The 26070-nt window shown below is 47.4% G+C and carries 19 protein-coding genes and 1 tRNA gene; 14 read left to right on the top strand and 6 right to left on the bottom strand.

From position 1 onward, the window contains the following. Positions 1–11: 11 nt before the first annotated feature. From BS617_RS13850 to ectA, 5 genes are all read right to left on the bottom strand, one after another. Positions 12–2240, bottom strand: a complete 2229-nt coding sequence (locus BS617_RS13850; RefSeq protein WP_083610048.1) for a putative bifunctional diguanylate cyclase/phosphodiesterase — start codon at positions 2238–2240, stop codon at positions 12–14. Between the two features lie 154 nt (positions 2241–2394). Beyond that, the gene (locus BS617_RS13845; RefSeq protein ID WP_075173352.1) at positions 2395–3831 is read right to left on the bottom strand and encodes an aspartate kinase; all 1437 of its coding nucleotides are present in this window, start codon (positions 3829–3831) and stop codon (positions 2395–2397) included. 27 nt (positions 3832–3858) lie between these two features. Next, a complete protein-coding gene (locus BS617_RS13840; protein WP_075173351.1) occupies positions 3859–4257 on the bottom strand; it encodes an ectoine synthase in 399 nt (132 codons plus the stop codon). Between the two features lie 49 nt (positions 4258–4306). Next, positions 4307–5584, bottom strand: a complete 1278-nt coding sequence (gene ectB, locus BS617_RS13835; RefSeq protein ID WP_075173350.1) for a diaminobutyrate--2-oxoglutarate transaminase — start codon at positions 5582–5584, stop codon at positions 4307–4309. Between the two features lie 50 nt (positions 5585–5634). Next, positions 5635–6144: a diaminobutyrate acetyltransferase gene (gene ectA / locus BS617_RS13830; RefSeq protein ID WP_075173349.1), complete on the bottom strand. Its 510-nt coding sequence runs from the start codon at positions 6142–6144 to the stop codon at positions 5635–5637. Between the two features lie 214 nt (positions 6145–6358). On the opposite strand from ectA, the gene BS617_RS13825 reads away from it, so the two are divergent. The 9 genes from BS617_RS13825 (at position 6359) to BS617_RS13785 (ending at position 21194) form a co-directional block, all read left to right on the top strand. After that, positions 6359–6841: a MarR family winged helix-turn-helix transcriptional regulator gene (locus BS617_RS13825; protein ID WP_075173348.1), complete on the top strand. Its 483-nt coding sequence runs from the start codon at positions 6359–6361 to the stop codon at positions 6839–6841. A 437-nt stretch (positions 6842–7278) separates the two neighbouring features. Continuing rightward, positions 7279–8121, top strand: coding sequence for a response regulator (locus BS617_RS13820; protein ID WP_075173347.1), 843 nt, complete (start codon positions 7279–7281; stop codon positions 8119–8121). Positions 8122–8148: 27 nt separating this feature from the next. Then, entirely contained in the window at positions 8149–8514 is a 366-nt protein-coding gene (locus BS617_RS13815; protein ID WP_083610047.1) for a response regulator, read from the top strand. A 26-nt stretch (positions 8515–8540) separates the two neighbouring features. Then, positions 8541–8990 carry a chemotaxis protein CheW gene (locus tag BS617_RS13810; RefSeq protein ID WP_075173346.1) on the top strand — a complete coding sequence of 150 codons (450 nt, stop codon included), beginning with the start codon at positions 8541–8543 and terminating at the stop codon, positions 8988–8990. Positions 8991–9114: 124 nt separating this feature from the next. Further along, complete coding sequence (locus tag BS617_RS13805; protein WP_075173345.1) at positions 9115–11223, top strand: methyl-accepting chemotaxis protein; 2109 nt, start codon at positions 9115–9117, stop codon at positions 11221–11223. Positions 11224–11234: 11 nt separating this feature from the next. Beyond that, the gene (locus BS617_RS13800; protein ID WP_083610045.1) at positions 11235–14603 is read left to right on the top strand and encodes a hybrid sensor histidine kinase/response regulator; all 3369 of its coding nucleotides are present in this window, start codon (positions 11235–11237) and stop codon (positions 14601–14603) included. A gap of 48 nt (positions 14604–14651) precedes the next feature. Beyond that, positions 14652–15515, top strand: coding sequence for a type IV pili methyl-accepting chemotaxis transducer N-terminal domain-containing protein (locus BS617_RS13795; protein WP_083610044.1), 864 nt, complete (start codon positions 14652–14654; stop codon positions 15513–15515). A gap of 214 nt (positions 15516–15729) precedes the next feature. After that, entirely contained in the window at positions 15730–17475 is a 1746-nt protein-coding gene (locus BS617_RS13790; protein WP_083610043.1) for an autotransporter assembly complex protein TamA, read from the top strand. Continuing rightward, positions 17472–21194, top strand: coding sequence for a translocation/assembly module TamB domain-containing protein (locus BS617_RS13785; protein ID WP_075173344.1), 3723 nt, complete (start codon positions 17472–17474; stop codon positions 21192–21194). Before BS617_RS13790 ends, BS617_RS13785 begins: the two co-directional genes overlap by 4 nt. A gap of 154 nt (positions 21195–21348) precedes the next feature. On the opposite strand, the gene BS617_RS13780 is transcribed toward BS617_RS13785, so the two are convergent. Further along, positions 21349–21424 (bottom strand) — tRNA-Phe (locus tag BS617_RS13780). 336 nt (positions 21425–21760) lie between these two features. Between BS617_RS13780 and BS617_RS13775 the strand changes: the two genes are divergently transcribed. From BS617_RS13775 to mshL, 5 genes are read left to right on the top strand one after another with little or no spacing between them, the layout of a single operon-like run. Further along, a complete protein-coding gene (locus BS617_RS13775; RefSeq protein WP_075173343.1) occupies positions 21761–22666 on the top strand; it encodes a type IV pilus biogenesis protein PilM in 906 nt (301 codons plus the stop codon). Beyond that, on the top strand, positions 22663–23331 hold the full coding sequence (locus BS617_RS13770; protein ID WP_075173342.1) for a PilN domain-containing protein: 669 nt from the start codon (positions 22663–22665) through the stop codon (positions 23329–23331). The genes BS617_RS13775 and BS617_RS13770 overlap by 4 nt, the downstream gene beginning before the upstream one ends. Continuing rightward, positions 23328–24056 carry a type II secretion system protein GspM gene (locus tag BS617_RS13765; protein ID WP_075173341.1) on the top strand — a complete coding sequence of 243 codons (729 nt, stop codon included), beginning with the start codon at positions 23328–23330 and terminating at the stop codon, positions 24054–24056. Before BS617_RS13770 ends, BS617_RS13765 begins: the two co-directional genes overlap by 4 nt. Beyond that, positions 24049–24420, top strand: coding sequence for a hypothetical protein (locus BS617_RS13760; protein WP_075173340.1), 372 nt, complete (start codon positions 24049–24051; stop codon positions 24418–24420). Before BS617_RS13765 ends, BS617_RS13760 begins: the two co-directional genes overlap by 8 nt. After that, positions 24417–26054: a pilus (MSHA type) biogenesis protein MshL gene (gene mshL, locus BS617_RS13755; protein ID WP_246283286.1), complete on the top strand. Its 1638-nt coding sequence runs from the start codon at positions 24417–24419 to the stop codon at positions 26052–26054. Before BS617_RS13760 ends, mshL begins: the two co-directional genes overlap by 4 nt. The last annotated feature ends 16 nt before the right edge of the window (positions 26055–26070 follow it).

The following is a 26070-nucleotide window of genomic DNA, read 5'->3' as shown; positions in this document are numbered from 1 at the left end:
ATCACCTATGCTTAAAATGACAATGATGGGTTGTCGTTGAGCCAGTCTAGCAACTCGTCAAATGGCATTGGTTTAGCAAAAAAGAACCCTTGTGCTTGATGGCAGCCTATCTGACGAAGCGTGTTGGCTTGCGCTTGCGTTTCTACACCTTCTGCTACTAATTTTAACCCTAGCTTTTGCCCTAATGATATTAATGTTTCAGCAAACGGCGGCCGGGCGTGTTCAGCATTTGAGTGGGAAATTTCATGTATAAATTGCGTATCAATTTTTAGACGGTCGATAGCAAGATGCCGGAGTGTGTTTAATGATGAGTAACCGGTGCCAAAGTCATCAATAGCGGCGTGCACTCCAAGCTTTTGAAGCGTGTGCAGGTTTTCGATAACTAGTTGCGGGTCATGCATAGCGAGTTGTTCAGTTACTTCAATAACGAGAGTGCCAGCCGGCAACTTGTATTCTTGCGTTAGCCGTTGAATGGTCTTGATGAGGTTAAACTGTTTAAACTGTGGAATACCTATATTCACGCATACGCTTTGAAGCGTATGTTGTTGTCGCTTTAGTTTGTCAAATGTTCTACATGCCTCTTCCAATATCCAATCGCCAATGTCGATGATGAGTCCTGAATATTCAGCCAAGGGTATAAAGACTGAAGGGGGCTGAATAAAGCCGCCAGCGGAATCTGGCCAACGTACAAGGGCTTCTATGCCGCAGACAGCTCCTGTTTTTAGATTAATTTGAGGCTGGTACCACAATGATAAGTGGCCTTCATAAAAATCATTTTTGAGCTGGTTGATAATGTCAGTACGCCAACGGTTATCAAATTCCATTTCTTCTAAGAAGAACTCGTAATTACGCGCGCTATTACGTTTTGCCCGAGCCAGTGCGATGTAGCTGCGTTTTAACAAGGTCAAACCGGTCATTTCCCCTGCGAGCAAACGGCATAAGCCAACATTGTATCGCATCGAATAACTGAGTTCTCCGACGTCAAATGGTGTAGAGAGTGTGGCTCGAATGCTGTCGGGATTCAGATCTTGTTGTTGCCCTATCAGACCAAAAACATCGGCTCCGATGCGCGCTATGTAGCATGTATCGCCAAGGTAATTTTGCAGACGCTCCGTCACGTTGATTAGCAGCCTATTACCCGTTTCTACGCCTAATCCCTCATTAAGGTCGGCAAAGTGAGATAAATCAATCAGCGCTATCACTGTATTTACGTCTTGGGTTTTGGCGCGTTGATCCAGTTCTAGCAAGAACCGTGTTCGGTTAGGTACTTTTGTTAATGTGTCGTGATAAGCAATAAAACTCAGCTTGTTAACTTTGCTAATTAGCTCATTACATTGTGAAATGTTGCTAGCAAAAATTTCCAATAGTTGTTGATAATCATCGCTAGGGCAGCACTCACAATCTATATAGATAGCCCCTTCCCAGTGGCTGTTGTTGTAGTACAGTGCTGTGTAGTGGGTATCGAATATCGGGCCTTGCTGTTCAATACAGGTTTCGAAAGCGGATTGTATATCAAGAGCGGCGAGCTGGCTTAGTGGCTCACCTATTAAAGAGGCATGCTGGCCAGTAGCTGCAGTTATGTAAAGCGGACTGCAGGGCGAGCTCGGGGTTCTGACGCGGCGCTGAACACAAATTAACCCATCTTCATCTAGCCCTAAACTAGCGGATAGCTGGTCCAAAATACCTTCTGCAAAGTGGCGCAACGATGTTTTATTGAGCAAGTCGGTTGTGGCACTGATGACCTTTTCCAGTCCTCGTTCTTGCCGGTTGTTCGCCATACTCAACTGATAATTTTGACAGGCTTGGGTGACGATCATTAGCCAATCATTGTCGTTGATGTGTTGAAGGTGTCTATAGTCCTGAATATGCATTTCCAGCAGCCATTCAGCCATAGGTGTTTCGCCTGGTTCACTATCCACTACAATATAGCGCGTGTGATATTGCTGGAAGTCTTCTCGCATGACGCGCACTAAGTTGTCCGGATCATTTAAGTCCAGTAAACCGGCATTAATGATAACCAGCGCGTAGCGGCGCTCTAAGAGTTGCTGAAGTGCTTTTTCAGGCGTATGACATGGCATTACCTTGATGACATGGCCAGAAATAGCATAGTCAGAGAAGAGGTGTGCGATATGAGTACACAGGTCGGGGTCGAAGCCGACCATCATAATAGGCCAAACCGGTTTCGGCCTTTCATGAAGCATTAGATGCGGCCTGCTAGGCTGGGTAGTAGGTGTCGTCATCTATGTCCTCATTATTTGGGTTGTCATTACACCAAATGCGGCTTAATGCTCAGGGAAAAGTGTAATCTCTAAAAATAAAGATAGCTGAGAATTAGCAGAATAAAAGTAGCGGGCGGGGAAATAGAGCCCACATTGGGCTCTGGGAGGAGTGGCATTAAGCGGCGCGTATGACAGTGCCGTGGTTCTCTTCTTCGATCAGTTGAGCATGCAATGCTTTAATAGCGGCGTCATAATCTTCTTCCGCTACGATGCATTGAATTTCTACTTGCCGTACCGATTGGTGTAAGGCCATGATATTGATGCTGGCGTTAGACAGCGCAGCAACTGTTTTGGCTAAGATACCTCGTACTTTCATATCTGAGCCAATGGCCGACACTACGGAGATATTATGCAGGTCAACGACTGCTAATGGGTATTGCTCTTCAATTAAGCGGACGGCACGGTTAATCATTTTCCGATTTCCGGTCACGTAATACGTGATGGTGTTGGCGTCGGCATCTTTGTTGATTGTGTAGAGTTTGAGCTGGTTGAGTAAACGCGAGATCTCAATATCGTACTCTGGTGTGCCTAGCATCTCTTGATCAAATACTTCGATCCCCACGACGTCTTTGCGCCCCGCTATGATTTCGACACATGGGCGTGTGTTTTTATAATCTTGAGTGATTAACGTGCCGGTATGCTCAGGTTCAAAGGCATTCTTGATACGCAAGGGTATCTGTTGTCGGCGTAAACCTCGGGCAGCTTTGGGGTGGATCGCTTCCATGCCTAAGTTAGAGAGTTGATCGGCCACGTCATAATTTGTTCGACCAATCGGTAGCACACAGTCAGCACCAACCACACCAGGATCCGCGCTGCTTAGGTGATACTCTTTGTGGATAATCGCTTCGCGGGCATGAAGGTGGGTTGCTATTTTAGCGAAAGTCATCTCACTGTAGCCACGATCAAACGTTTGCATCAAACCTTCTTCGCAGTGCGTATATCCTGTGACGATAAGTAGCTCATTGGCTGGCTGTGCACGGCTCAGGTGTTTTTCGATCATGGCGTCAAAGGGCAGAGGCTCGGGCTCGTTCCAACCGCTTAAATCGATCATTCTGGCATTCACTTTCTGTGCTTTGAGCATTAACACGGTATTAAAAGCGCTGTGAGCTTCTCCTAAGGAGGCTAGCATTTCACGCACGCGTATGAGCTGGCTTTTTACTTGGAAGTGCCCGTGGGCGCAGAGTTTCTGCAGGTTTTCCATGCACAGTTCTGCATCATTTAGCCGTTCTAAGATAAAGTGATTGGCTTGCTGCAGCGATAGCTCGTCGGTGAACATTTCCGTGTTAATTGCGAGCATTGCTGTGCGTACGTTTGATAAATGTTTACGCCATGCGTGTTCATTTTCGGCTTCTGCAAAGCTGCTATAGACGCCGGCATCACCCGTTTTTTTATGTTCGAGCAGCAGGTTTGTGATACCGGCATAGGCCGATACCACAAAGACACGATTATAGAGAGATTGATCAGGCTGCGAGCGCAAAAAAATATTGTGTTTAATTTCGTTAAAGCGGCTCATTGAAGTGCCGCCTATCTTTTCTACGGTTGGGTTTGTCATGGTGTTTTTTGAAAGACCTCAATCAAGTTAAGCGCCCAGGCTGCTGGCATCTAACGGGTACACACCATTCTCATCATGCGTTTCTTTTCCGTTGAGCGGAGGATTGAATACGCAGGCCATTTTCATTTCAGTGGTACCGCGTAGAAGGTGCTCATCATGTTTGTCTAACACGTATAAAGTCCCCGGTTTAATGGGGTAGACCTTCCCGTCGGCAAGGGTTTCTATTTCGCCTTCGCCGGACATGCAGTAAACAGATTCAAGATGGTTTTGGTACCAGATGTGTGTTTCTGTGTTGGCATAAATAGTCGTTATATGGAAAGAAAAGCCCATGTTATCCTCTTTAAGGATCATGCGTGTGCTTTCCCAATTATCAGCGGTAATGCGGCGGTCGCTGTTTTCTGCGTTTTCTAGTGTGCGAACAATCATTAGTGTCTCCTCTGGGTGAATATCAGTGTTAATTGGACAAACAGCCCGCTTATGAGGCTTGTTGTGCTTCCTGATAGTCAGCCATTGTTAGGGCAAAGGCATTGTCTAAGCGGGAGAGTCCTTCTAGGAGTTGCTCTTCGCTGATTGTCAGAGGGCAAAAACACTTAACGACTTGGTCATGGTTGCCGCAGGTTTCAATAATGAGATTTTGTTCAAATGCATGAGCGACTATCTTGCTGGCGATCTCTTCGTTAGGGCAAACGATGCCCGTCATCATTCCACGTCCTCTGACGGTAAGAGACTCAGGCCCATAGCGACGGGCAATTTGTTGCAGACGATTTTTAAGCAAATCGGCTTTGGCTTTTACTTCCTTGCTAAAGCTGTCGTCGCTCCAGTAGGTTTCGATGGCGGCTGATGCGGTCACAAAAGCATGGTTGTTACCTCGGAAAGTACCGTTATGCTCGCCGGGTTTCCACTCATCGATAGACTTGCGAAATACAGTCACGGCAAGGGGCAGGCCATATCCACTTAATGATTTGGATAATGTGATGATATCCGGCTGAATGCCTGCGCTTTCAAAACTAAAGAAGTCACCACTGCGACCACAGCCGGCTTGAATATCATCAACAATCATCAGCATATCGTGCTTATCGCACAACTTACGAAGCCCTTTTAGCCACTGATCAGATGCCGTGTTTAATCCGCCCTCACCCTGAATGGTTTCTAAAATCACGGCGGCGGGTTTATCAATGCCGCTGCTTGGATCAGATAACATCTTGTCCACGTAAGCCAGCGTATTGGTGTTTGTGCCTAAATAGCCATCAAAGGGCATGCGATCAACGTGGTTTAAGCTATGCCCTGCTGCGCCACGATGGTGTTGGTTTGCTGTGCAGCTGAGAGCGCCTGCGGTTACACCGTGGAAACCATTGGTAAAGGCGATGATGTTTTCACGGCCTTTTACTTTGCGAGCTAGCTTGAGCGCTGCTTCAACGGCATTAGCGCCAGTAGGCCCCGTAAACTGCATAACATAATCATTGAGTTTACGCGGTTGTAGAATCTTTTCTTGAAAGAGGCGAATGAACTCTTCTTTGGCAACAGAGTGCATATCTAGGCCGTGTGTAATGCCGTCTGCTTCAATATAGTTTAATAAGGTCTGTTTCATAACGGGGTTGTTATGGCCGTAATTTAGAGAGCCGGCACCCGCTAGAAAGTCAATATATTCACGGCCTTCGCTGTAAAGAGTAGCGCCTTTGGCATGATCAAATGTAACAGGAAATGAGCGGCAATAGCCGCGAACTTCTGATTCATAGTTGGTAAATGTTGTCATGATTCGTTCCTTTGAAAGTGAAAGAATTGGGCTGCAAGTTGTGCTGATGGTTAGCGTGTTGCGACACTTGGCAATGTGGCGCGATATAGCACCTCTGTTTCATGCCGACCCGCAAAATGCAGCGTTTCATCAAATAGTGGGGTTTGCTCAACACAAAAACCTCGTTGCTCAAAAAAACGTGTGAATAGTTTTTGTGAGGCGTGATTATTTGGCGAGATGCTTGTTTCGATATTCTTGGCCTGCTCGCAACGGTCGAATAAGTGAGTCAGCATGGATAAGGCTAATCCCTGACCGCGGGCTTCTGGCGCTAACGCTACCTGCCAGACGAATAACGTGTCCGGTTTGTTTGGCAGCATATAGCCTGTTATTGAGCCGACGAGGGCGTTGTTTTTATCGACGGCGATAATGGCCGTATCTGCAAAGTGGCTAGCTTGCAACAAGTTGCAATAAGCAGAATTTGTATCTAACGGCGGGCAACGCTCAATAAGCGCATTAAGCGCTAAACCATCACATGCTGTTGGCTTGCGAAATGTAATCGAACACGTTGATGTTTTAGTCATATAGTTTCAAATGTGTAATATTTAGATTATCAAAGTACTTTTATTATAAAACACACCTGGAAATAGATATCAAATCTGTTTTTGTGGGCTTTTTTGTTTGATTTAATGTTTGCTTTTCTAAATTTATCTGAAAGGTATAAATAAAAATGTAGCTATCCAAGAAGAATATCGCGTATAATTTGGCGTCCTAATATATAGTAAGCTTTGAATATCTATGGAAAAGAGCCTGCAAGCGTTAATGATTTTGCGTCAAATCATCCGCGCTACTGAAATTCAAGAAAAAAATATCAGCCGTTCGACAGGGTTAACCTTGCCACAGTTGATGGTGCTGCAAACGTTGCGTGAAAGATCGCCTATGACAACGGGCGATTTAGCGCGTCATTTGAATGTGGCTCAGGCAACGGTAACCAGTATTCTTGATAGGCTTGAAAAGAAGCAGTTAATACTGCGAGAGCGCGGGAAAGAGGATAAGCGTAAGATGTGGGTTCAGCTAACGGACTCAGGCTTGGAGCTGCTAAAAAGCGCACCAACAACACAGCAAGACCGCTTTACCCAGCAATTTGATGACATGCACGATTGGGAACAGTCCATGGCCATTGCTTCTTTAGAGCGAATAGCGGCTCTGTTGGATGCTGATCATATTGATGCAGCTCCTGTCTTAAATATTGGTCGTCTTGACCGCGAAGACGGCGCTTGATTCGACAGGCCTGATTTTTGTAGGCCTGTCACATTTCTTTCATCCTATTATCTTACCCTTTGCCTATTGCGACAATTGTCGAGCTCCTTGTTTTGCCTTAATGGATGCGCTATTTTGGCTCTGCGCTCTATTTTGGTGCGATTTCGGCAGGGGCGTTTTGAATCCTTATTCGTGCTTACCGAGAGAGAATAACTGAGCAGATTAGGCGTGCAGTCGCTTCTTTAATGGTAATGAATCTTATTTACGTTCATTAATGTACACTGAACACTAATGGCCTTAAAATTGCTTTGAAAGGTTGTTTTTAATGGGTCCATCTTTATTGATTGTTGGTTAGCGCACTCCCAATTGATGACCTATTATGTAGTACGTGTTGGCCGCTTGCTTCGTAAAAGCGGCTGCAATTCATTAAAGATGTTTAGGTGTATTAAGGAATTGCTATGCAGGTGGGGTCATTTGGGTTCCCAGAACAGCAGCGTTCAAAAGTTGAAAAAATATTACGTTTGTCACGGCGGCGCGATTACGAGTTAGTCGCGTTTGATGAAACTGCTTTGCCTGACGTTTTGCTCGTCTTTGGTGAAGAGGCGCTGTCCGAACCGAGCGTTAGCGCGTTGCCTGCTGATTATCGCCGACGCTTAGTGGTAGTTTCTCGGCAAAAGCCTAAAGAAGTGAGCCTCCCTCATATCGGTTATCCGTTAATATCTTCGCGTGTGATCCGCGTTCTTGATGGCATTGTTGATCGGACAATAGATTCTGTTCCTTTGACAGACTCTGATGCCCCTCAAGCTGCTGATGTATCTGAGAACAAAAAAGCAGCCTTGTCTGAGGAGAGTCGTACACAGGAAACGGAACCGGACGATAACGCTTTACGTGTGCTTGTGGTGGATGACAGCGCACCTATGCGACAAGCCTTGGCTGATCAATTGATGGCGTTACCCATGGCGATGCAGATTAGCTTTGCCGAAGATGGGGCGTCTGCATTATCGGTAACGGATCAACAGCATTTTGATCTGATCTTTTTGGATATCATGATGCCGGGTATTGATGGTTTTGAAACGTGTACCCAATTACGCCAAAAAGCACATATCAAAAAAACGCCTATTATTATGCTGTCTTCCAAAACTTCACCGCTGGATGAGGTAAAGGGGATTATGGCAGGGTGTTCTACTTATCTTACCAAGCCTATTGTGCCAGATGAGTTCCAAAAGGTTATTCGCCGGGTTTCCAAGTGGATTACTGAATATAGGCCTGAGCGTGCGGCGAGCCAAGCGCGTACAAATTAAATCGGTTTTCTTTTTACAGGTGATTAAATGAGTGTGAAAAAAATTCTTGTGGTTGAGGATGATCCTCTTCAGCAAGCTCGTATTCGCGATGTTTTGAAGCAAGTGGATGCGGAAGTTGTGATGGCCGATAATGGTAAGCAGGGGTTTGAAAAAGCCATATCTTACCACCCCGATTTGATTTTTATGGACATTGTGATGCCTGAAGTCGATGGGTTTGCCGCATGCCGTCAGATAACACGTCATGAGGCAACACGAGGAATCCCCGTCGTTATTGTTTCGGGTAAAAACCAAGAGGCGGATCATGTTTGGGCTAAGCTTCAAGGGGCGTCGGCCGTTGTAAATAAGCCTTACCAAGACGAAGATGTGTTGCAGCATGTGCGAGGCCTAGGGTGACGGACTCGCTACCCCAGGACGTTTTATTGCCGAACGACACCGGTGCTCAGGTACGCCATGGTGTGCTTGTTGCTGGTGTGCGCTTGTTGGTACCGGTAGGGACACGCAGTGAGCTTGTGCCGATGGCATCTGGGTGCCGTATTCCGGGATCTCCTGATTGGTTTAGTGGCTTTATTAATCACCGTGGTGATGTCATCCCTGTGTTTAATATGGGTGTGCTGCTTAATGGTAAAAACGCTGATTTAGTCCCTCCTAAGTGGGTGCTGCTATTAGATAGCACACCCGATACGGTAGGTATCATGACCGATGACTATCCGGCATCACTAACCGATTATCAGCCATGTGATTTGCCAACTGACATTGCGTCGGCTTTGGAGGGGTTTGTTAACCAAGCCTATTTGTCTAATGACCATGTATGGCTGGAGCTAGACCATAAAGCGTTGTTCACATCGCTTATTCCGCAATTTAATGCCTAACACTGACAACAAGTAAGTAACCGCTTTAGGATGGAGCGGTTATTCGGTAAGGATGCCAGTGAAATAGTCGAGGTAACATACCTCATGCTTTCGTTTTACAGGTGAGTGCACCTAGGGATTTACTATGCAATCGTTCTCAGCTTTCCAGAATTTAAAGCTTTCGGTTAAGTTTATGTTAGCCGTATTACTTCTTTTTGCTGGCTTGGTTTTCTTGGGTTACTCCTACTACCAAACGCTTTCGTTAGAGCGCTTGGCACAGCTAAGAACTGAGAAGATGCAGGCATTTTCCGACCAAATTGACTCGATTACCTCGAATGTTTTGCAAGGTGAACTGTCGGAAAAAGAGTTCTTCCTCACCAAAGATTTGGAAAACTTGAATGTATTTAACCAACGAATGAATGAGCTCGACACAACAATTAACAGTCTTGATGGTTACTTGATCAGTGATAAAGACCGAAAGATGATTGAGGTCTTCCATTCTATTGTTGATGAGTACCAAGACCATTTTTATGAAGCCGTTGATACCTCTATTGAGCTGGGTTTGACTAGTGAAGATGGGGTGCAAAGTGATTTCATTAGTCAGTTGTTAACCTTGGAAGTGTTAGTGGAAAACTCGACGGTGACCACACTGACCGAACGGGTTGATGCATTAACTGCAAACGCCTACCGAGCGTTAGAGCGTGACAACTTACTCGCGACGCAATCGGAACTGATGGCTGAGCTTGCTTCGCTGTCACGAGCAGTTAGCACGACGCCAATTGGTGACCAAGTTCTACGCCGTGAAATTTTGGCAGATATTAGCCGCATGGAAGAGCAGCTATCCCGGTTAACCGATGTACGTCAGCGGTTAACTGAGCAGACGCAAATGATGGCGCAGACAATCGCTAAAATAGAGCCGCAGATTGTGTCTCTCGGTGCACTTGTAGAGGATTATCGTGCGGCTGATGCGGTAACGCGTAACGAGAATGCCAAAGATATGAACTCGTTGTTCTTCTTGTCTATTGTTTTGATGTTAATCGCGTTAGGCATCGCATTATGGATTTTGCAAAGTGGTGTAATTAACCCGCTGTCTTCAATGCAGCAAACAATAGAGCGTATCCGAGATGGGGATAACTATGCGCGCACAGGTTTTCGCCATGAGGATGAGGTCGGCCAGCTAAGCACCTTGTTGGACTCGCTTTTGGACGAAAAAGAAAAAAGCTTACGAGAAAAAGAGCAAGAAAACGCACGGTTAAACACATCGGTTATCTCGTTGATCCAAAACGTATTTATGCTAAGTGAAAAAGATCTAACGGTGAGGGTGCCTGTATCCGAAGATATTACCGGAGCGGTGGCCGACTCTATTAACCAGTTAGCGGGCTCAATGAATGAGGTTTTACATGACGTAACGCGCTTTGCTGAGCACGTTAACAACGCTTCGCAACAGGTAAAGCAGCAATCGGGTACGGTTATTACCTATGCAGAGCGTGAGCAGGATGAGATTCACCAAACTCTTAAGGGATTGGAATCGGTGGTACGTGCCATGCAGTTAATTTCTAAGTTGGCGCATTTATCCAGTAAAGCATCGCAACGAGCCATGAATACGTCAGAGAATGCCATGCAGTCGGTGTCGCAGACGGTAACGAGCATCAATAAAATTCATCAAACGATTCATAACGCCGAAAAGCGTATCAAGCGCTTGGGCGAACGTTCGCAAGAGATCGGCGGCATTATCAACCTGATCAACAGTATATCTGAGCGTACGCATGTGCTCTCTTTGAATGCGAGTATGCACGCTGCCTCTGCTGGTGAAGCCGGACGTGGATTGATGGTTGTGGTAGATGAGGTACAACGTTTGGCTGAAAGTTCGCGAGAGGCTACCGCTGAAATTGAAAGCTTAATTAGTAATATCCAGACAGAGACCGCTGACACTATTGCTGTTATGAACGACGTAATAACCGACGTTGTTGAGGGGACACGTCTTGCCGAGGAAGCGGGTACGCGGATGGAAGAAACACGAGCCACCACGAGTACATTGGTAGAGTCTGTTGTACGTATTTCCCAGAGTGCGGTTAAACAGGCGAAGTTGGCCGAACAGCTACAGGTACGTGCGGCGCGGATTAATGATTCAACAGCGGCCACCAACGACGAGATGATTCGCCAAGCCGAGCTGTCTAGTGAGCTGGTGGCTTCAGCCGAATCGTTGCAGTCATCTGTGAGTGTCTTTAAATTGGCTTCGTCGCCTGCGGCTTAAGGGGCGTTGTCATGAGTGAGTTATCCCAATCAATTACGGATTTTATACCGTATTTGCAGCAGGTGCTGACAAGTAATGAACGATCCGAAGCGGTGGCTTCTCTTGACGAAATGGTTGAGACGCTTGTTGAACAGGCAAGTGAAGAAGAGCTGCCAGGCGCTGCGGATGCCTTAGCGCTGCAGCTGGAACTTTACGGTCAACTGCCGGATGTATCTAGTGCTTCGATGAATTCGGCCTGCCAATTGTTGGTGCTATTCCCCAAAGATTTACTGCGCCTATTGGCAGGGGATTCTAGCGCAGTTGATGACATTATTGAGGTGCTCAGTAGTGACATTTGGCCGCGACCTATCTCGTTAGATGATCTGACTTTTTTGCTTGAGTTACTGCACGACGATTGTGCCGCTATTGTCGCGAAACAAACGAACGACAAACCGGCGCAAAGTGCTTCCTTGGACGAAGAGGAAATCGTATTTTGCACACAAGATCCGGCGTTATTAACGGATGATATAAGCCAAGTCGATGGCGAAGTATTATCGATGCTAAGTGACTCAATACGCGCTTTATTAAGCGATATTGATGAGGATCTATCTACCCAAGCATTGCAACAGTTGCCCACGGACTTAGCCCCTATTATACGTGCTGCTAAGTCAGTCCAGTTATACGCTGTTCAATGCCTGTTAGAAGGCTTATGTATTAATGTGCACAGTGCCGCCGAGCAGGGCGTGGAAGACGCGGATACTCGTTGGGTAACCTCATGCGTATCGGCTGTTGCTGCGTATCTAGATAGCTTGGCTGAGTCCACCGCGGATGACGCATTGAGCGATGCCTTGCTGCCGCTATTTAGCCAGCCTAGTTTGCCTGTGCCTCTAACGCCTGACCAAGCTGAATATTTGCGCCAGTTAATGGCTGTTGCCTCGGTTAAAACCGCAACGGTAATTGAACCTGAAGTGGTGACAGATGATCACTTATCAATGCCTGATGCCGGAGATATCGATGAAGGCTTGATGACGATGCTTCATGACGAGCTACCAATGCTTGTCGATTCATTGATGCTGTCGTTACAACATGCTCAAAAAGCCGACAATGACAAGCAAATGGCTGCGGCTCAGCTCATGGATGCACAACGTTATGCCCACACGCTTAAAGGCTTGGCTAACATGGCAGGTTTGTCCGCTATTTCGCATATTACCCACCGGATGGAAGATATTCTGGAGGCTGTCTGCGATGCGAAGGTCTCGTTAGGACGCGCGATTAGAAACGACCTGCAAATGGCAACGGATAGCTTGGCGCAAATAGTCGATGCTTTGTTGGCCGGCTCTCCAGTACCTGATGTAGCCAGTACCGCATTGCAGTCGATGATGGATTGGTATTACACATTGCGCAGCCAAGGAGTTGATGCTGTTGCCGGTGATGCCATGTCGTCTGACGATGATGATAGCGCCAGTGTGTTTGAGGCCCGCGAGGTGGTTCAAGAGGAAGTAGAAGCTGAGCCTCCGGTAGCCGTAGTTTCCAGTGCACCCGCTGTCGATGATACGCAATTTAGAGTACCGCGTGTCTTGCTTGATGACTTGTTCCGTATAACGGGTGAAAATACTGCGTTAACATCTCAGCTTAGTGACGAGCTCGCTGAGCTGAGAGGGCTTACGAGGATCAGCCGAGACCGACACCGCCAGCTTCAAAAGCTATTGTTAGAGCTAGAGCAGCACCTCAACGAATCTTACACACTGCAATCAGACGAGCAAACATCGCACTCTCCAGAGGAAGGTGACGAATCCAGCGTGTTTGATCCATTAGAAATGGACCGTTACCACGAAATGCACACCAGCTTTTCGATGTTGAATGAGACCGCGGCGGATGTGCGGGAAGTCGACTTGCAAATGGCCGGGCGCGTACAAAAGCTGAATGATCTACAAATAGCTCAAGCCGGTGTGCAGCGAGAAACCTTGGATGCAGTGATGCGCGCACGCCAAGTAGCGGTGAGTACCTTAACTGCCCGCTTTGAAAGGATTATGCGCCAAGCCTGTCGTGCAACGGATAAACGGGTTGAGTTGACAATCGAAGGCGGTAGTACGCTCATCGACAGTCAAATCCTCAATCAGTTGACGGGCCCGTTGATGCACCTAATTCGTAATGCCGTTGATCATGGAATTGAAACACCACATTTACGTTTTGAGGCATCTAAGCCTGAAACTGGGCGCCTAACATTGCGTTTTCGTCAGCAACAAGATCGCATCTTAATTGAGTGTGAAGATGATGGTGCAGGCATTGACGCTGAATTGGTTCGAGCTAAGGCGATAGAAAGAGGGCTCATTAGCGAATCGCAGGAAGTATCAACAGCCGATATACAGCAGTTGATTCTATTACCTGGGTTTTCGACACGCCGTGATACTAGCCAGCTGTCCGGGCGTGGTATCGGCATGGATGTAGTGCATCAAGAGATTCGCCGTTTGCATGGCACGCTCTCCATTGAGGCGCGCCAAGGGCAAGGCACCCGCTTTTTAATTTCGTTACCTTCAAGTTCGCTTATGATTAGAGCTTTGCTAGTGCGTTCGCGCCAGCAAGTGTACGCGCTGTCATCCTCGGGCTTGGGACAAACGATATTGTCATTAGATGGGGCGCTGATTGAGTCGCAAGGAGAGCTCTATTTTGAGCACCAAGGGGAGCGTTATACAGCTTATCCGTTAGAGTCTTTGGTGGGCGAACCCTTGGTGGACTACCGCCAACATCCTATCTTTCAGGTCATATTGGTTGAAGCCGGAGGCGAAACTGTCGCTGTATTAGTCAGCGAAGTGATTACATTACGTGAGCTCGTCTTTAAGCAAATGGGGCCGTATGTCCCTGAAATTCCGGGAATTCCAGGGCTAACATTATTATCCAATGGTGCTGTCGCCCCTGTGATTGACTTAGCTACGCGACTCGATCGACTGACCGGCCAGAATCACAATTGGTTGTCGCAGCTTGAACAGCAGCCGGTTTCTGAGCTGCCGTTGATTATGGTCGTAGATGATTCATTGAGTGCGCGAAAGTCGTTGGCTTTGTTGCTTAAAGATGCCGGCTTTGAGGTGTGCACTGCCATTGATGGTGTGGATGCTATTCGTCAGATAGAGAAAAAAGCGCCTCACTTAATCGTGACCGATTTAGAAATGCCACGCATGAATGGCATGGAGTTAGCGTCCACTGTGATTAGCCGAAGTGAGTTGGCGGATATTCCTGTCATGATGATTACATCACGCTCGACCCAAAAGCATCGTGTAGAGGCAGCCGCAGCCGGTGTGAGTGTCTACCTCACCAAACCGTGGAATGAGAATGAATTGTTGGATCATGTGGAAGCCTTGCTGGGCAAGGTGGCCAATAAAAGTTTACAGGCGGTGATGACGTAAACTGGCGGTTATTGAATAGTAAACAAGGAACAGTCAGCGGGAAAAAACATGTATCAATTGTACAGTGGAACTTCAGTACTGGTGAGTACGAACTTAATGCTAACCGCTTTTTATCAAGTAAGGCATCGTGTGGTGTTGATGCTAGCTTTGATAATGATGCTTGTAGTAGGCATAGCATTACCGACCGCCAAAGTGCAGGCAGAGTCAATCAATACGCTTGGTGATGCGATTAATCAAGCTGGCAGCCAGCGTATGTTGACGCAGCGAATGCTGAAAAATTATGCCTTAATAGGGCAGTCAATTCGTGGCCGCAGTGCGCAACAGCAGCTAGATGAATCGATTGCGCTTTTTGATCAGCAGCTTGTCAATTTAAAGCGCTATTCGAATGATTTGGAAACGCTTGAGTTGTTAGCGAACGTCACTGAACAGTGGGCTATTGTTAAAAAAGAGTTTCAGCAAACACCGCAAAAAAACAAAGCCTTATCACTGCGAAATAAGAATGATGCGCTGTTGGCGGCGGCGAATCAAGTTGTCTTGTCGCTGGAGCACCAATCTCAGACAAGAACAGGGCAGTTGGTCAATGTAGCAGGCCGTCAACGGATGTTAAGTCAGCGCATGGCTGCCAGCTACGCATTGATGGCGTGGGGCTTTGAAGCAGAAATTAAGCCTATTTATGAACAAGCCTATCAAGAGTTTGATTCCGCCTTGGATTACTTATCATCTAACCCGACCAATAGCTCTGCTATTTCATCATCATTAGCCGATGTGCGGCAGCAATTTAAGCGCTTTACTATGACCTCGCAAGCAGCGGACGAACACGTCTACGTGCCCGGTTTAATTGATCGTTCTGCAGAAAAAGTACTAAAGCGTATGAATGAGGTAACAGCTTTGTATGCTGGGGCGTTTCAATAAAAAGTTGCTGCTTGCTCAATGCCTCGTTTTTATATAAAACCCGATAATTAAATCGGGTTTTTAGTGTCTTACGTACACGCTTTGCTATCATCCATATTTTTGTAATTTTTATAGTAAGAGGCAGCAGCGAAAAGCGTGCTGCCTCTTAATTATGGACGATTGAAAAATAGCCTGCTTGAATAGCGTCTTGCTGGCGATTGTAGGAGTATGAGTATTGAGTCGTTACCGCAGTAGAGTCATCGTTTGTTTCTTAGTGGGTTTGTGGGTATTTACTTCCAATGCATCGGCAGCCAAGCTTGATGTGGTTATTCAAGGTGTAGAGGGTAAAGTTGCTGACAACGTAAAAGCCTTTTTAACGATTGAGTCCCTTAACGGTGAAACCTTTACAAGTGAGAGCCGTGTGCGGTATTTAAACCGCAAAGCTGAAGACGAAATTCGTACCGCCTTGCAGCCTTTTGGTTACTACAGCCCTATTATTACCTCAGAGCTTAAAGATGGCCCCGATGTTTGGGTGGCGACCTACTCCATCGTACCGGGTAACCCTATACCGTATGGCAAAGTTGATATCGCGATTGACGGAGCTGCTGCTGAGGATGTGGTATTTAAAAGGCTACTAGCGAGCACACCTGTTAAGCCGGGTAACCCTTTAATACACAGTGAGTATGAAGGGCTTAAAAGCCAAATTTTATCGTTGGCCGCTGAGCGGGGATACCATGAAGGGGAGGTGACCAAGAGTCAGGTCTTGGTAAAAATAGACAGCTACACGGCTGATGTTCAGCTCCACTTTGCCAGCGGCCCTCGATACAGCATTGGTCAGGTTAATTTTTCTGACAGCCCGATTTCTGAAAAACTGCTGACTCGTTATTTGCCATTTGAAGAAGGGCAGGCTGTTAAAACGAGTGAGCTGGTTGACCTGCAAACGAACTTGTTAGATAGCGATTACTTTTCTCGTGTTGAGGTTCGCCCGCTATGGAGCGATGCAAGTAACCAGCAAGTCCCTATTGATATTATCCTCGAACCTCAAAAACGTACACGTTATGAGGCCGGTGGTGGCTATGGTACTGATACCGGTGCGCGAGTGCGTTTAGGAGTAACCCGGCGTTGGGTTAACTCGCTTGGCCATCAGTTAAGCGGGGACGTGCAGTTATCGCAAATTACTAACTCCGCTTCATTGGAGTACGCGATTCCTGGCCAAAATCCCATGACTGAGCGTTATACCATCAATTTGAACTATGAGGATGAGCATTCCGATACCGTTGATTCAGAGAGTTTGTCTATCGGTGTTTCCGAGCAGTGGCAATGGAAGCAATGGCAGATGGTGACTTCATTACAGTATGAAGAAGAAACCTATACGCTGGACGGCGAGACGGATAGTTCTACGTTACTGTACCCCTTATTTAGTGCCTCGACGGTTTCCACGGGTAATCGATTGAATGTAAAAAATGGTTACCGTTTGTCAGGGCAGATCATCGGTGGCGCTGATTCAGTGTTGTCTGATACCAACTTTGTGCAAGTGCAGGCTAGCGGTAAAGTTATCCACAGTTTGACGGACCAAATTCGTGTTCTGGCTCGCGTTGAAGCCGGTATAACAGCGGCGGATGATTTTGACAAAATACCGGCCTCTCATCGCTTTTATGCCGGTGGTGATACCAGTGTGCGTGGTTACTCGTACCAAAGCCTAGGCCCTAAGGGCGATGACGGTGATGTGGTTGGTGGACCTAACCTGCTGGTGGGTAGCTTAGAGACCGATTACCGGTTTACGGGCTCTGACTGGGGGGTTGCCGCTTTTATCGATATGGGTAATGCCTACGAAGATGCCGATTTATCCTTAAAAACTGGGGTTGGTTTTGGGGTTCGTTGGTTTTCTCCAATTGGTCCTATTCGCTTGGATTTGGGTTTCCCGCAAAATAACAGTGATGACCGTTTCCGCATTCACTTCACCTTGGGAGCTGATTTATGAGTCCGGGTAAAGTGGCTAAGTGGACAGGCTTAAGCTTATTAATGCTGGTGCTGTTGATTATTGTGCTGGTCGTAGGAACGGTGTCTTATTTAGGTGGTACGCAATCGGGTACCCGTCAACTGTTGGACTTGGGTAAACGCTTTGCTCCCGGTGAGTTGTCGGTGGCGCAGGTCGAAGGTGCGCTATTAGATGAGCTGACACTGCAATCGTTAACCTACGAGCAAGAGGATGGGCTACGTGTGGCTATTCCTCGCTTATATCTTAATTGGGAACCATCAGCGCTCTTATCCCTGACAGCACATATCATCTCGCTGGAGGTTGATCAGCCGACACTGGTGTTGCCCTATACGGAGCCTGAAGTAGAACCCGTTGATGAAACACCCTTATTTCCGATCAATTTACCGAACGTTAGCTTACCGGTTCAGCTTGCTATCGATAACGCGACTATTACGGGCGTAACTTTACAGCCAACCTTAGCGGATGGGTCGCCGGGCGTTGTTCAAACGATTGATAATTTGCGGCTAAAAACGCATACAGAGGGCAATCAGCTCATTATTGATCAGCTAGCCATTAGTGCTCCTCAAGGTAAAGCGGAGATTGCCGGGGACGTTACGCCAACTGATGCATACCCGTTAGATCTTGCCGTTAACTGGTCGGTAAACCTTCCGGATAAATCGCCGTTAATGGGCGAAGGTAAATTGACCGGTAATACAGATGCGTTGGAGTTAACGCAGCAATTATCAGGCTTGCTAAAAGCGAAGTTGGTTTTGACGCTTAATGATGTGTTACAGGCGCCGACCGGTACGCTAACGCTCGATCAGTTGTTGGTCGACTTAGGAGTTGCCGCGCCCGACTTTGCTGGACAAACAGTGTCTGGCTCGGCTGATATCGGCTTCGACATGGAGCAAGTGACCGTGACTTCACTTGCATTTACGCAGGACCAATCTAAAGGCACTGTAACGCTGAGTGGGGATGTCTCACATATCCAAGAGCAACCGACCTTTGATCTAAACGGTGTGTGGAAAGGGCTGCGTTATCCGTTGACGGGGGATACACTCCTCGCGGGTAGCGAACAAGGTACACTAAGTGTGACAGGGCCGTTAGATGGGTACACCATTGCTATGTCAACGCAGCTCAATGGCGATGCCATACCTGCCGGGCAATGGCAACTCAATGCTCAAGGAAGCACCGAGCGCTTTAAGCAATTCTCGTTAACGGGCAACACACTAGAAGGCGAGTTAGCGGTCACTGGTAATGCGCAATGGGCACCGCAGGTTAAGTGGCAAGTTGCATTAACGGGTAAGGGTATTAATCCGGGTGCTCAGTGGCCTGAATGGCCTGGGAAATTGACGACTGAACTGACATCGCAAGGTCAAATATCAACCGCTGGCGTCTTATCACTAACGGCTGATATCAAACAGCTAACGGGTTCTATGCGAGAGCAATCGGTCGGTGGGCAAGGTAAAGTCGCGCTGAATGGTGATGTGGTCAATATTGAACAACTGCGTCTATCGATGGCTGGTGCAGAACTGACGACATCCGGGCGCTTAGCAAACAACCTTGACCTAAACTGGGCGCTTAAGGCCCCCAAACTAGCCGATATTTTGCCGAATGCTCAGGGCAGTATTACCGGGCAAGGCACGGTAAAAGGCACACAAACAGCGCCGGTTATCATAGGTAATATAGCGGGCGATACGTTACAGTTTTCGACGAATCGAATCGCTAAGCTCGAAGCTGATGTAAACGTAAATCTGGGCGCGCAGCAACAGTCTACGTTAGATCTAACCGCAACACAGGTTAACCTCAGCGGGCAACAATGGTCTGATATTACGCTTAAAGGGCAAGGTACACCGGAGCAGCATAACCTCACATTGGTTACGCAAGAAGGCGAAGTTGATGTGTCCTTAGCGTTAAATGGTGGCTGGAAAGCGCCGCAATGGGCAGGCTCCTTAACGCAGCTTGATATTACTAATGAACTGGCAGGGAAATGGCAGTTAGGCAATCCGGTAGCCATTACGGGCAGTGCGGAGCAAGCAAGCGCTTCACAATTGTGCCTTAATCGTCAGCCTACTGGCAGTGGCGCTGCGTGTGTGCAAGGAAGTTGGTCGACTAAAAGCGGAGCTAAAGGGGCGGCCACGTTAAAAGAAATTTCACTGGCTCTGTTGGAACCCTTTATGCCTGCAGGCACAGTAACTAAAGGGGTTTTGCAGGCATCATCCGATTTCAGCTTACCGCCGGGTAAGAACCCAGTTTTTGATGTTAGCGCCACTGTGCTTCAAGGTGGAGTCTCGCTTGAAGATCAGGACCTGAATATATCCACAGGCGATGTGTTGGTGAGCGTGATAGGTGAAAAAGAAACCCTCACCGCGAATTTGCAAATTCCTGTGTTGCAGCCAGCGGGTAGTATCACAGCAAAAATGACTGTGAATGATCTTTATAATCAAGGGATACTTGCCGGTAGCTTTAACGCTCAACTGAGTGATCTTAAATTTATCTCGCTGTTTTCTCCGCAAGTTCAAGCCGTAAAAGGGCAAGTACAATCCGAACTAACTATCTCAGGTAATCTTTCTCAGCCAAAAGTTTTAGGTTACATGGAGCTGCAAAATGCCAGCGCAGAACTACCCGCTCTTGGTATTGTGATGGACCCCATCAAGCTCAATATCAAAGACAGAGAGGGTAGTGACACGCTGGACATTACGGGGGCGTTAACATCTGGAGAAGGCACGATCGATATAGCCGGTAATTACAACCCTCTGGCGGGGGCGGGTGAATTAACGTTAGCAGGCAAGCGCTTCTTAGCGATGGGAACTAAAGAGATCCAGGTATGGATTTCGCCGGACCTGCAGGTGGGGCTCGACCCTGACTTGATCAAAGTACGCGGAGAACTCACCATACCGGAAGCGAACATTACGCCCCCTAAATCCAGTGGTGTTAACAGTACGAGTGTTTCTTCTGACGTAGTGGTGGTGCAGGATGAGAGTGAATTAAACGAAGTCGCCGCGGGCCCAGCCATTGATGCCGCTGTGCGGTTAACCCTCGGTGATAAAGTTAATGTTGATGCCTTTGGATTCTCAGGTCGGCTATTGGGTAGCATCTTGATTGAAGATGACGGTCGTCAAGCAACACGAGCGACTGGGAATATGGATGTAGCCGCGGGTGAGTACACGCTTTATGGACAAGACCTGACCATCGAGCGAGGCAGCGTTGTATTTACCGGTGGCCCTGTGGATAACCCCGGCCTAGATCTGCGGGTATCCCGCACCATTGACAGTGATGATGTTACGGTAGGCGCGCAAGTGTCTGGCACCATCAACAGCCCGCGCTTTACTCTTTACTCGTCACCCTCACTACCTGAAAGCAGTAAATTATCCTACCTTATGTTTGGACGCGCACCGGGAACCGGCTCGAGCTCTGAACAAGCGTTACTTTATCGGGCTGCCGCCGCGCTCGCTATGAAAGGTGGTAACAGCATTGCCGAAAATTTAAACGAAACCCTAAAGCTGGATGACTTTGGCTTAGAAGGCGACTCGGCGAATGAGACATCGTTATTCATTGGCAAGTACCTCTCGCCCCGCTTGTATATTAAGTATGGCGTTGGTTTGTTGGAACCCTCCAGCACCTTCTTCTTGCGGTATAAGCTCAGCTCGAAATGGGATTTCGAATCTGAAACAGGTACCTCGGGCAGTGGCGGTGACGTGATATATACTTACGAGAAGTAAGCAGTCATTATTAGCCCCTCTTGCTAATGCTTGATCGGGGCTTTAGCTAAGCACATAAAGGTAATCGATGAATTTCACCCACAAAAAAGCCCCGCTTAACACCTAGTGAGGTTGGCGAGGCTTTAATATATTACTTGGTACCATTTGTAGGAAATGGTGCCCGGAGGCGGAATCGAACCACCGACACGAGGATTTTCAATCCTCTGCTCTACCGACTGAGCTATCCGGGCTTAAGTGGCGCATATTCAACCATTTAAGCCTAGTTCTTGCAAGCAAGAATTCATAATTATTGATGATTTTACGCATTTTTTTCAGTGACCTTACAGGCCTTTAGGCTTTTTCTGCGTTTTAAACGAGAGCTTGTTGGTGTTAGCGGGCTTCCTCCTTGTTTCCGATACTCTTTTTCTTGCTATGTCATACAGGCCTACCCAGTCACTGAGCGGGCGAACTTTGAATCTTCGTCTAAACTTAATGGGGCGTTGGTCGCTATAAATTAAACGTTTGTTGGTTTACGAGCTTAACCATTCGGGTTTAGCTGGGTGTAGCGTGGATGAAGGGATTAGTAGGTGTTTTCATTTAAGAAGCGGAAAAAAACACACGATAGCTTATTGGCGCTACAGGTTATGCCCGACGGCGTGGCGTTGGCTGTTAATCATTTGCGCGATGGGGCGCCGCATTTAGAGACGGTGGCGTTTATTGAGCAAGCTCAACCGCTTACAAACAGTAAAGTTATTGCTGAGTATTTATCTGAGCACCGTTTAACCGATGTTCCTGTTAGTTTGGTGCTACAAGAGGGCGAGTACCAACTGTTACTGATTGAAGCCCCTGATGTGCCAGTGGACGAGTTAAAAGATGCGTTGCTTTGGCGTGTTAAAGACTTAATCCAATTTAACCCTGAAGATGCTTATCTCGATTACATTGAGTTACCTGACGATGCTTATCGGGGGCGAGGTAAGATGATTTATGTGGTTGTGGCCGAGCGGACGTTAATTGATCAACGCGTAGATTGGTTGGATGCACTGGGTGTGTCCGCCGTTACTATTGATATCCCTGAATTGGCCTTACTAAATATCACTGAATCGCTATGTGCCGAAGAGATGGGCACGGCTGTTCTCTTTTTAGAAGAAGATCGAAGTAACCTCACCATGTTATCGGGCAGTGCTTTGTATTTAGCTCGTGGGTTGTCTTATAGCCCTTTTGATCAGGTCGAGAATACGGTTCTAGATATCCAGCGCTCTATGGATTACTTCGAAAGCCAGATAGGTAAACCGCCGTGCGTGCGTATCCTTATATTGCCGCTGCAAGTAGGTGAAACACCGTTGTTAATGGAGCTGCGTAACAACCTATCTGCGGATGTTCAGTCGTTGGACTTAGCCGATGTCGTTGGTTCTGATGAGCCATTGCGCGTTGATTTGCAGCAGGTGTGCTTAATCGCTATTGCCGCGTCTTTGCGTAATACGGAGGCGAAATGAGCATGTTAAAACAGCGGATTAATTTATTGCCTGAAAGGGTGGCCCCCAAGACTGATTGGCTCAGCTTTGATTATGTCATCCGCGCCTGCGTGGCTATTGTGCTGGTAGCCGTATTGTGGGCCGCTTGGGTGTATTGGGTGGACATGAAAACGACTGCCGAGTTAGACGCCGTTACCCTGCACGCTCACACCTTGGAGCAACAAGTTAAAGAGGCTGAAGAAGCGATTGGTTTGTTAAAGCCTGATGCGCAGTTGCTGCAGCGTCAAGCACGCTTAGAGCAACGTTTACGCACTAAACAAAGACTCATGACTTTGCTGTCGCACATTTCTCCTGATCGTCATCCTGGATTCTCTACCGCGATGCATGATGTGGCCGCGACAATCCCTGAAGGGATGTGGCTAACGCGGTTAGCTTTCGATAACCCTCTGCAGGCTGCTGATTTTAGCGGTGTCACCACGGAGGCATCTTTGATGCCGGTGTTTTTCAGTGAATTATCGCTTATGCCATCTTTTAGGGGGTTTAGTATCAATACATTAGCGACTACAGCGCTTGAAGGCTCAAACAATCATCAGTTTGATGCCGCCGGGTCACGTCTTGCTGATAGTGATGAACAATTGACCTCTGATAAGTCGAATCCAGATACGCTTACAGGTGGTTCGCAATGAGTACGGAAGGGGTTACAACGATTGAGTCGTGGCGCCAGAAATTTAACGCTTTAACGCCACGTGAGCGTGTGTTGATCGCAGGAACGATGGTTGTTTTGGTGGTAGTTTTGCTATTTCTATTGGTTATTGAGCCTAAACAAAAAGCCATCCAGTCATCTACGCAAAGGATCACTCAACAGCAGCAGGCTATTAAAGCGAATGAAGCCAGTTTGGTTATTTTAAACCGTGCGTTGTCCCAAGACCCTTCAGCCCCCATTCGCCTGGATATTGATGACTTAGTCTCTCAAGACTTAGCAATGTCGTCACGTATCGCTAATGAGTCCGCTAAGCTCGTTGATCCTACGCAAATGAGCCGGGTACTAGAGGCGGTTTTGGATCAGTCATCTGATTTACGCCTTATATCCTTACAAACACTGCCTGTTCAGCGTTTAGATATCACGGGTCAGCCGTCTAGCGATAACGCAGGGGCGGCGTCAAACACAACCGCCGGCCTGTCAACAGCTACAGAAACCCCGATCGATCCTGTTCCAGTATATGAACATGCTTTTGAGCTAAAGGTTAGTGGCAGTTATGCCGCTGTATATACATACCTGCATCGCTTGGAACAACTAAGCCAAGCTTTCTTTTGGGATGTACTAGAGCTCAACGTTAAAGAATATCCGACAACAGAAGTGACGCTGCGTATCCATACGTTAAGCGGCGAGGAGGGGTGGTTGGGTGGCTAACTTAAATCCGAAGACCGTTTCTACCTTATTGGTAAGTAGCTTGCTGCTAGCCATGCTGTTTACAAATAGGTTGGCAGCTGAAGAAGCGCCCGCTTTAGTAAAAGATCCCACCCGACCTGGCCAGTACTCAGCGCCGGTTGCCTTTGCTGCCCAGCCAGCTGCGAGTTTTCAGGTAGCGTCTATTATTAAACGTAAAAAAGGCGCGCAAGCCATTATCAATGGCCAGACTGCGAGCTTAGGTAGTTTTGTTGATGGCGCTAAGGTGCTTCGAATTACACCAACGCGTGTGTTATTGCAGATCGATCAAAAGACGATGTGGGTATCAGTTACCGATCAATCCGGTATGAAGGTACACCGGAGATGAGAGACCAATTATTAATGAATATACAATTAGAAAAGATACTCCCAATGCCCGTTCGAGTTGGCTGTTTACTATTGCCGATTGTGTTGGCTGGTTGCCAAACGGTTGGGCATGTAACGCAAGAGCCTCCCGCCAAAGAGTCTGAGTTAGTATTGGAACAGGCAATAGCGCATAACCAACTGACGAATGCACTAAAACCGCCTCCTGCACCCTTAGCGCTCGCTCCAATGTCAATCGCTCAATTAGCGGCGGTTGAGGACGAACGCTTCGATGTGTCGGCAGACCGGTTGAGTGCGCGCACGTTCTTTATGGGGTTGGTTGAAGGTACGCCTTACAACATGATCGTTCATGAAGAGATAGCAGGGGCGATAACACTGCACTTAAAAGACGTGACGGTCGCCGAAGTCATGAAAGCGGTGCGCGATGTCTACGGTTACGAATATAAGCGTAACGGTAATCTGTACCAGGTTGTCCCTAAAGCCTTAGAAACACAGATATTTCAAGTTAACTACTTAGATATACAGCGCATAGGCAAGTCGCAAACATCAGTGAGTTCGGGCTCAGTATCGCAAGTGAGTAATGATGACAGCAGCGATGATAGCTCTGATTCATCTGATAGCAGTAGCACGCAAACGGTCCAAGGTACGCAAATCAGTACGCGTAGCCAAGCGGATTTTTGGGGCGATTTACAACAAACATTATCGGCTATTATCGGCCAAGAAGCGGGTCAGCGAGTTGTGGTTACCCCGCAAACTGGCGTAATAGTAGCGCGTGCTTATCCTAGTGAGCTGCTCACGCTTAAGTCATACCTTGAAAAAGCCGAATTGATATTACGCCGTCAGGTAGTGATCGAAGCTAAGATCCTAGAAGTGACGCTAAGCAATGGCTTTCAGGCAGGGATTGATTGGTCTGCCATAGGTACGCCTAATTCTCGTAATAACCTCGTGGTTGGGCAAAGTTCTGCATCTTTCACAAACCCAGACAATATTGGTGGCATTTTCAGTGCTGCACTTAACTTAAATGATTTTACGGCGCTTATCGATTTGCTAGGTCGCCAAGGTAATGTGCAGGTACTGTCTAGCCCTCGGGTGTCTACGCTAAATAATCAAAAAGCAGTTATTAAAGTGGGGACAGACGAGTTTTATGTGACCGATATTCAAAACACGACAACCACCGGTACGGCAACCACATCAACACCGGATGTAGAGCTCACACCTTTCTTCTCTGGGATAGCCTTAGATGTGACTCCCCAAATTAGTGATGACGACGAAATTATTTTGCATATCCACCCATCAGTGAGTGAAGTTCAGGATCAGCAAAAGCTCATTAGCATAGGCGATGATGCGTTTAACATTCCGCTGGCGCTAAGTTCTATTCGTGAATCCGATAGTGTCGTTCGGGCGGGCAGTGGGCAAGTCATTGTGATTGGCGGTTTGATGAAATCAAGCAGTAACGATGTGCTTGCGAAAGCCCCAGGCTTAGGTGACATACCGGGTGTTGGCAAGTTGTTTCAGCAACGCCAGCAAAGCTCCGATAAAAGTGAGCTGGTGATTTTGCTCAGGCCCGTGATTGCTGATGGCAATAGCTGGAAGCAAGAGCTGCAACGCTCGCTAGATAGCTTCCGTGGCTTGCAATAACCGGTTATAGGAGCGC

It is taken from the genome of Neptunomonas phycophila (assembly GCF_001922575.1).
GTDB classification, from domain to species: domain Bacteria; phylum Pseudomonadota; class Gammaproteobacteria; order Pseudomonadales; family Balneatricaceae; genus Neptunomonas; species Neptunomonas phycophila.
Note: the sequence above shows the minus strand (reverse complement) of the source record. Positions and strands in the feature narration are given on the sequence as shown.

Bases quoted from the DNA above. Each gene is read 5' to 3' on its own strand.
- BS617_RS13850 (WP_083610048.1), bottom strand. From the start codon at position 2,240: ATGACGACACCTACTACCCAGCCTAGCAGGCCGCATCTAATGCTTCAT.
- BS617_RS13845 (WP_075173352.1), bottom strand. From the start codon at position 3,831: ATGACAAACCCAACCGTAGAAAAGATAGGCGGCACTTCAATGAGCCGC.
- BS617_RS13840 (WP_075173351.1), bottom strand. From the start codon at position 4,257: ATGATTGTTCGCACACTAGAAAACGCAGAAAACAGCGACCGCCGCATT.
- ectB (WP_075173350.1), bottom strand. From the start codon at position 5,584: ATGACAACATTTACCAACTATGAATCAGAAGTTCGCGGCTATTGCCGC.
- ectA (WP_075173349.1), bottom strand. From the start codon at position 6,144: ATGACTAAAACATCAACGTGTTCGATTACATTTCGCAAGCCAACAGCA.
- BS617_RS13825 (WP_075173348.1), top strand. From the start codon at position 6,359: ATGGAAAAGAGCCTGCAAGCGTTAATGATTTTGCGTCAAATCATCCGC.
- BS617_RS13820 (WP_075173347.1), top strand. From the start codon at position 7,279: ATGCAGGTGGGGTCATTTGGGTTCCCAGAACAGCAGCGTTCAAAAGTT.
- BS617_RS13815 (WP_083610047.1), top strand. From the start codon at position 8,149: ATGAGTGTGAAAAAAATTCTTGTGGTTGAGGATGATCCTCTTCAGCAA.
- BS617_RS13805 (WP_075173345.1), top strand. From the start codon at position 9,115: ATGCAATCGTTCTCAGCTTTCCAGAATTTAAAGCTTTCGGTTAAGTTT.
- BS617_RS13800 (WP_083610045.1), top strand. From the start codon at position 11,235: ATGAGTGAGTTATCCCAATCAATTACGGATTTTATACCGTATTTGCAG.
- BS617_RS13795 (WP_083610044.1), top strand. From the start codon at position 14,652: ATGTATCAATTGTACAGTGGAACTTCAGTACTGGTGAGTACGAACTTA.
- BS617_RS13785 (WP_075173344.1), top strand. From the start codon at position 17,472: ATGAGTCCGGGTAAAGTGGCTAAGTGGACAGGCTTAAGCTTATTAATG.
- BS617_RS13770 (WP_075173342.1), top strand. From the start codon at position 22,663: ATGAGCATGTTAAAACAGCGGATTAATTTATTGCCTGAAAGGGTGGCC.
- BS617_RS13765 (WP_075173341.1), top strand. From the start codon at position 23,328: ATGAGTACGGAAGGGGTTACAACGATTGAGTCGTGGCGCCAGAAATTT.
- mshL (WP_246283286.1), top strand. From the start codon at position 24,417: ATGAGAGACCAATTATTAATGAATATACAATTAGAAAAGATACTCCCA.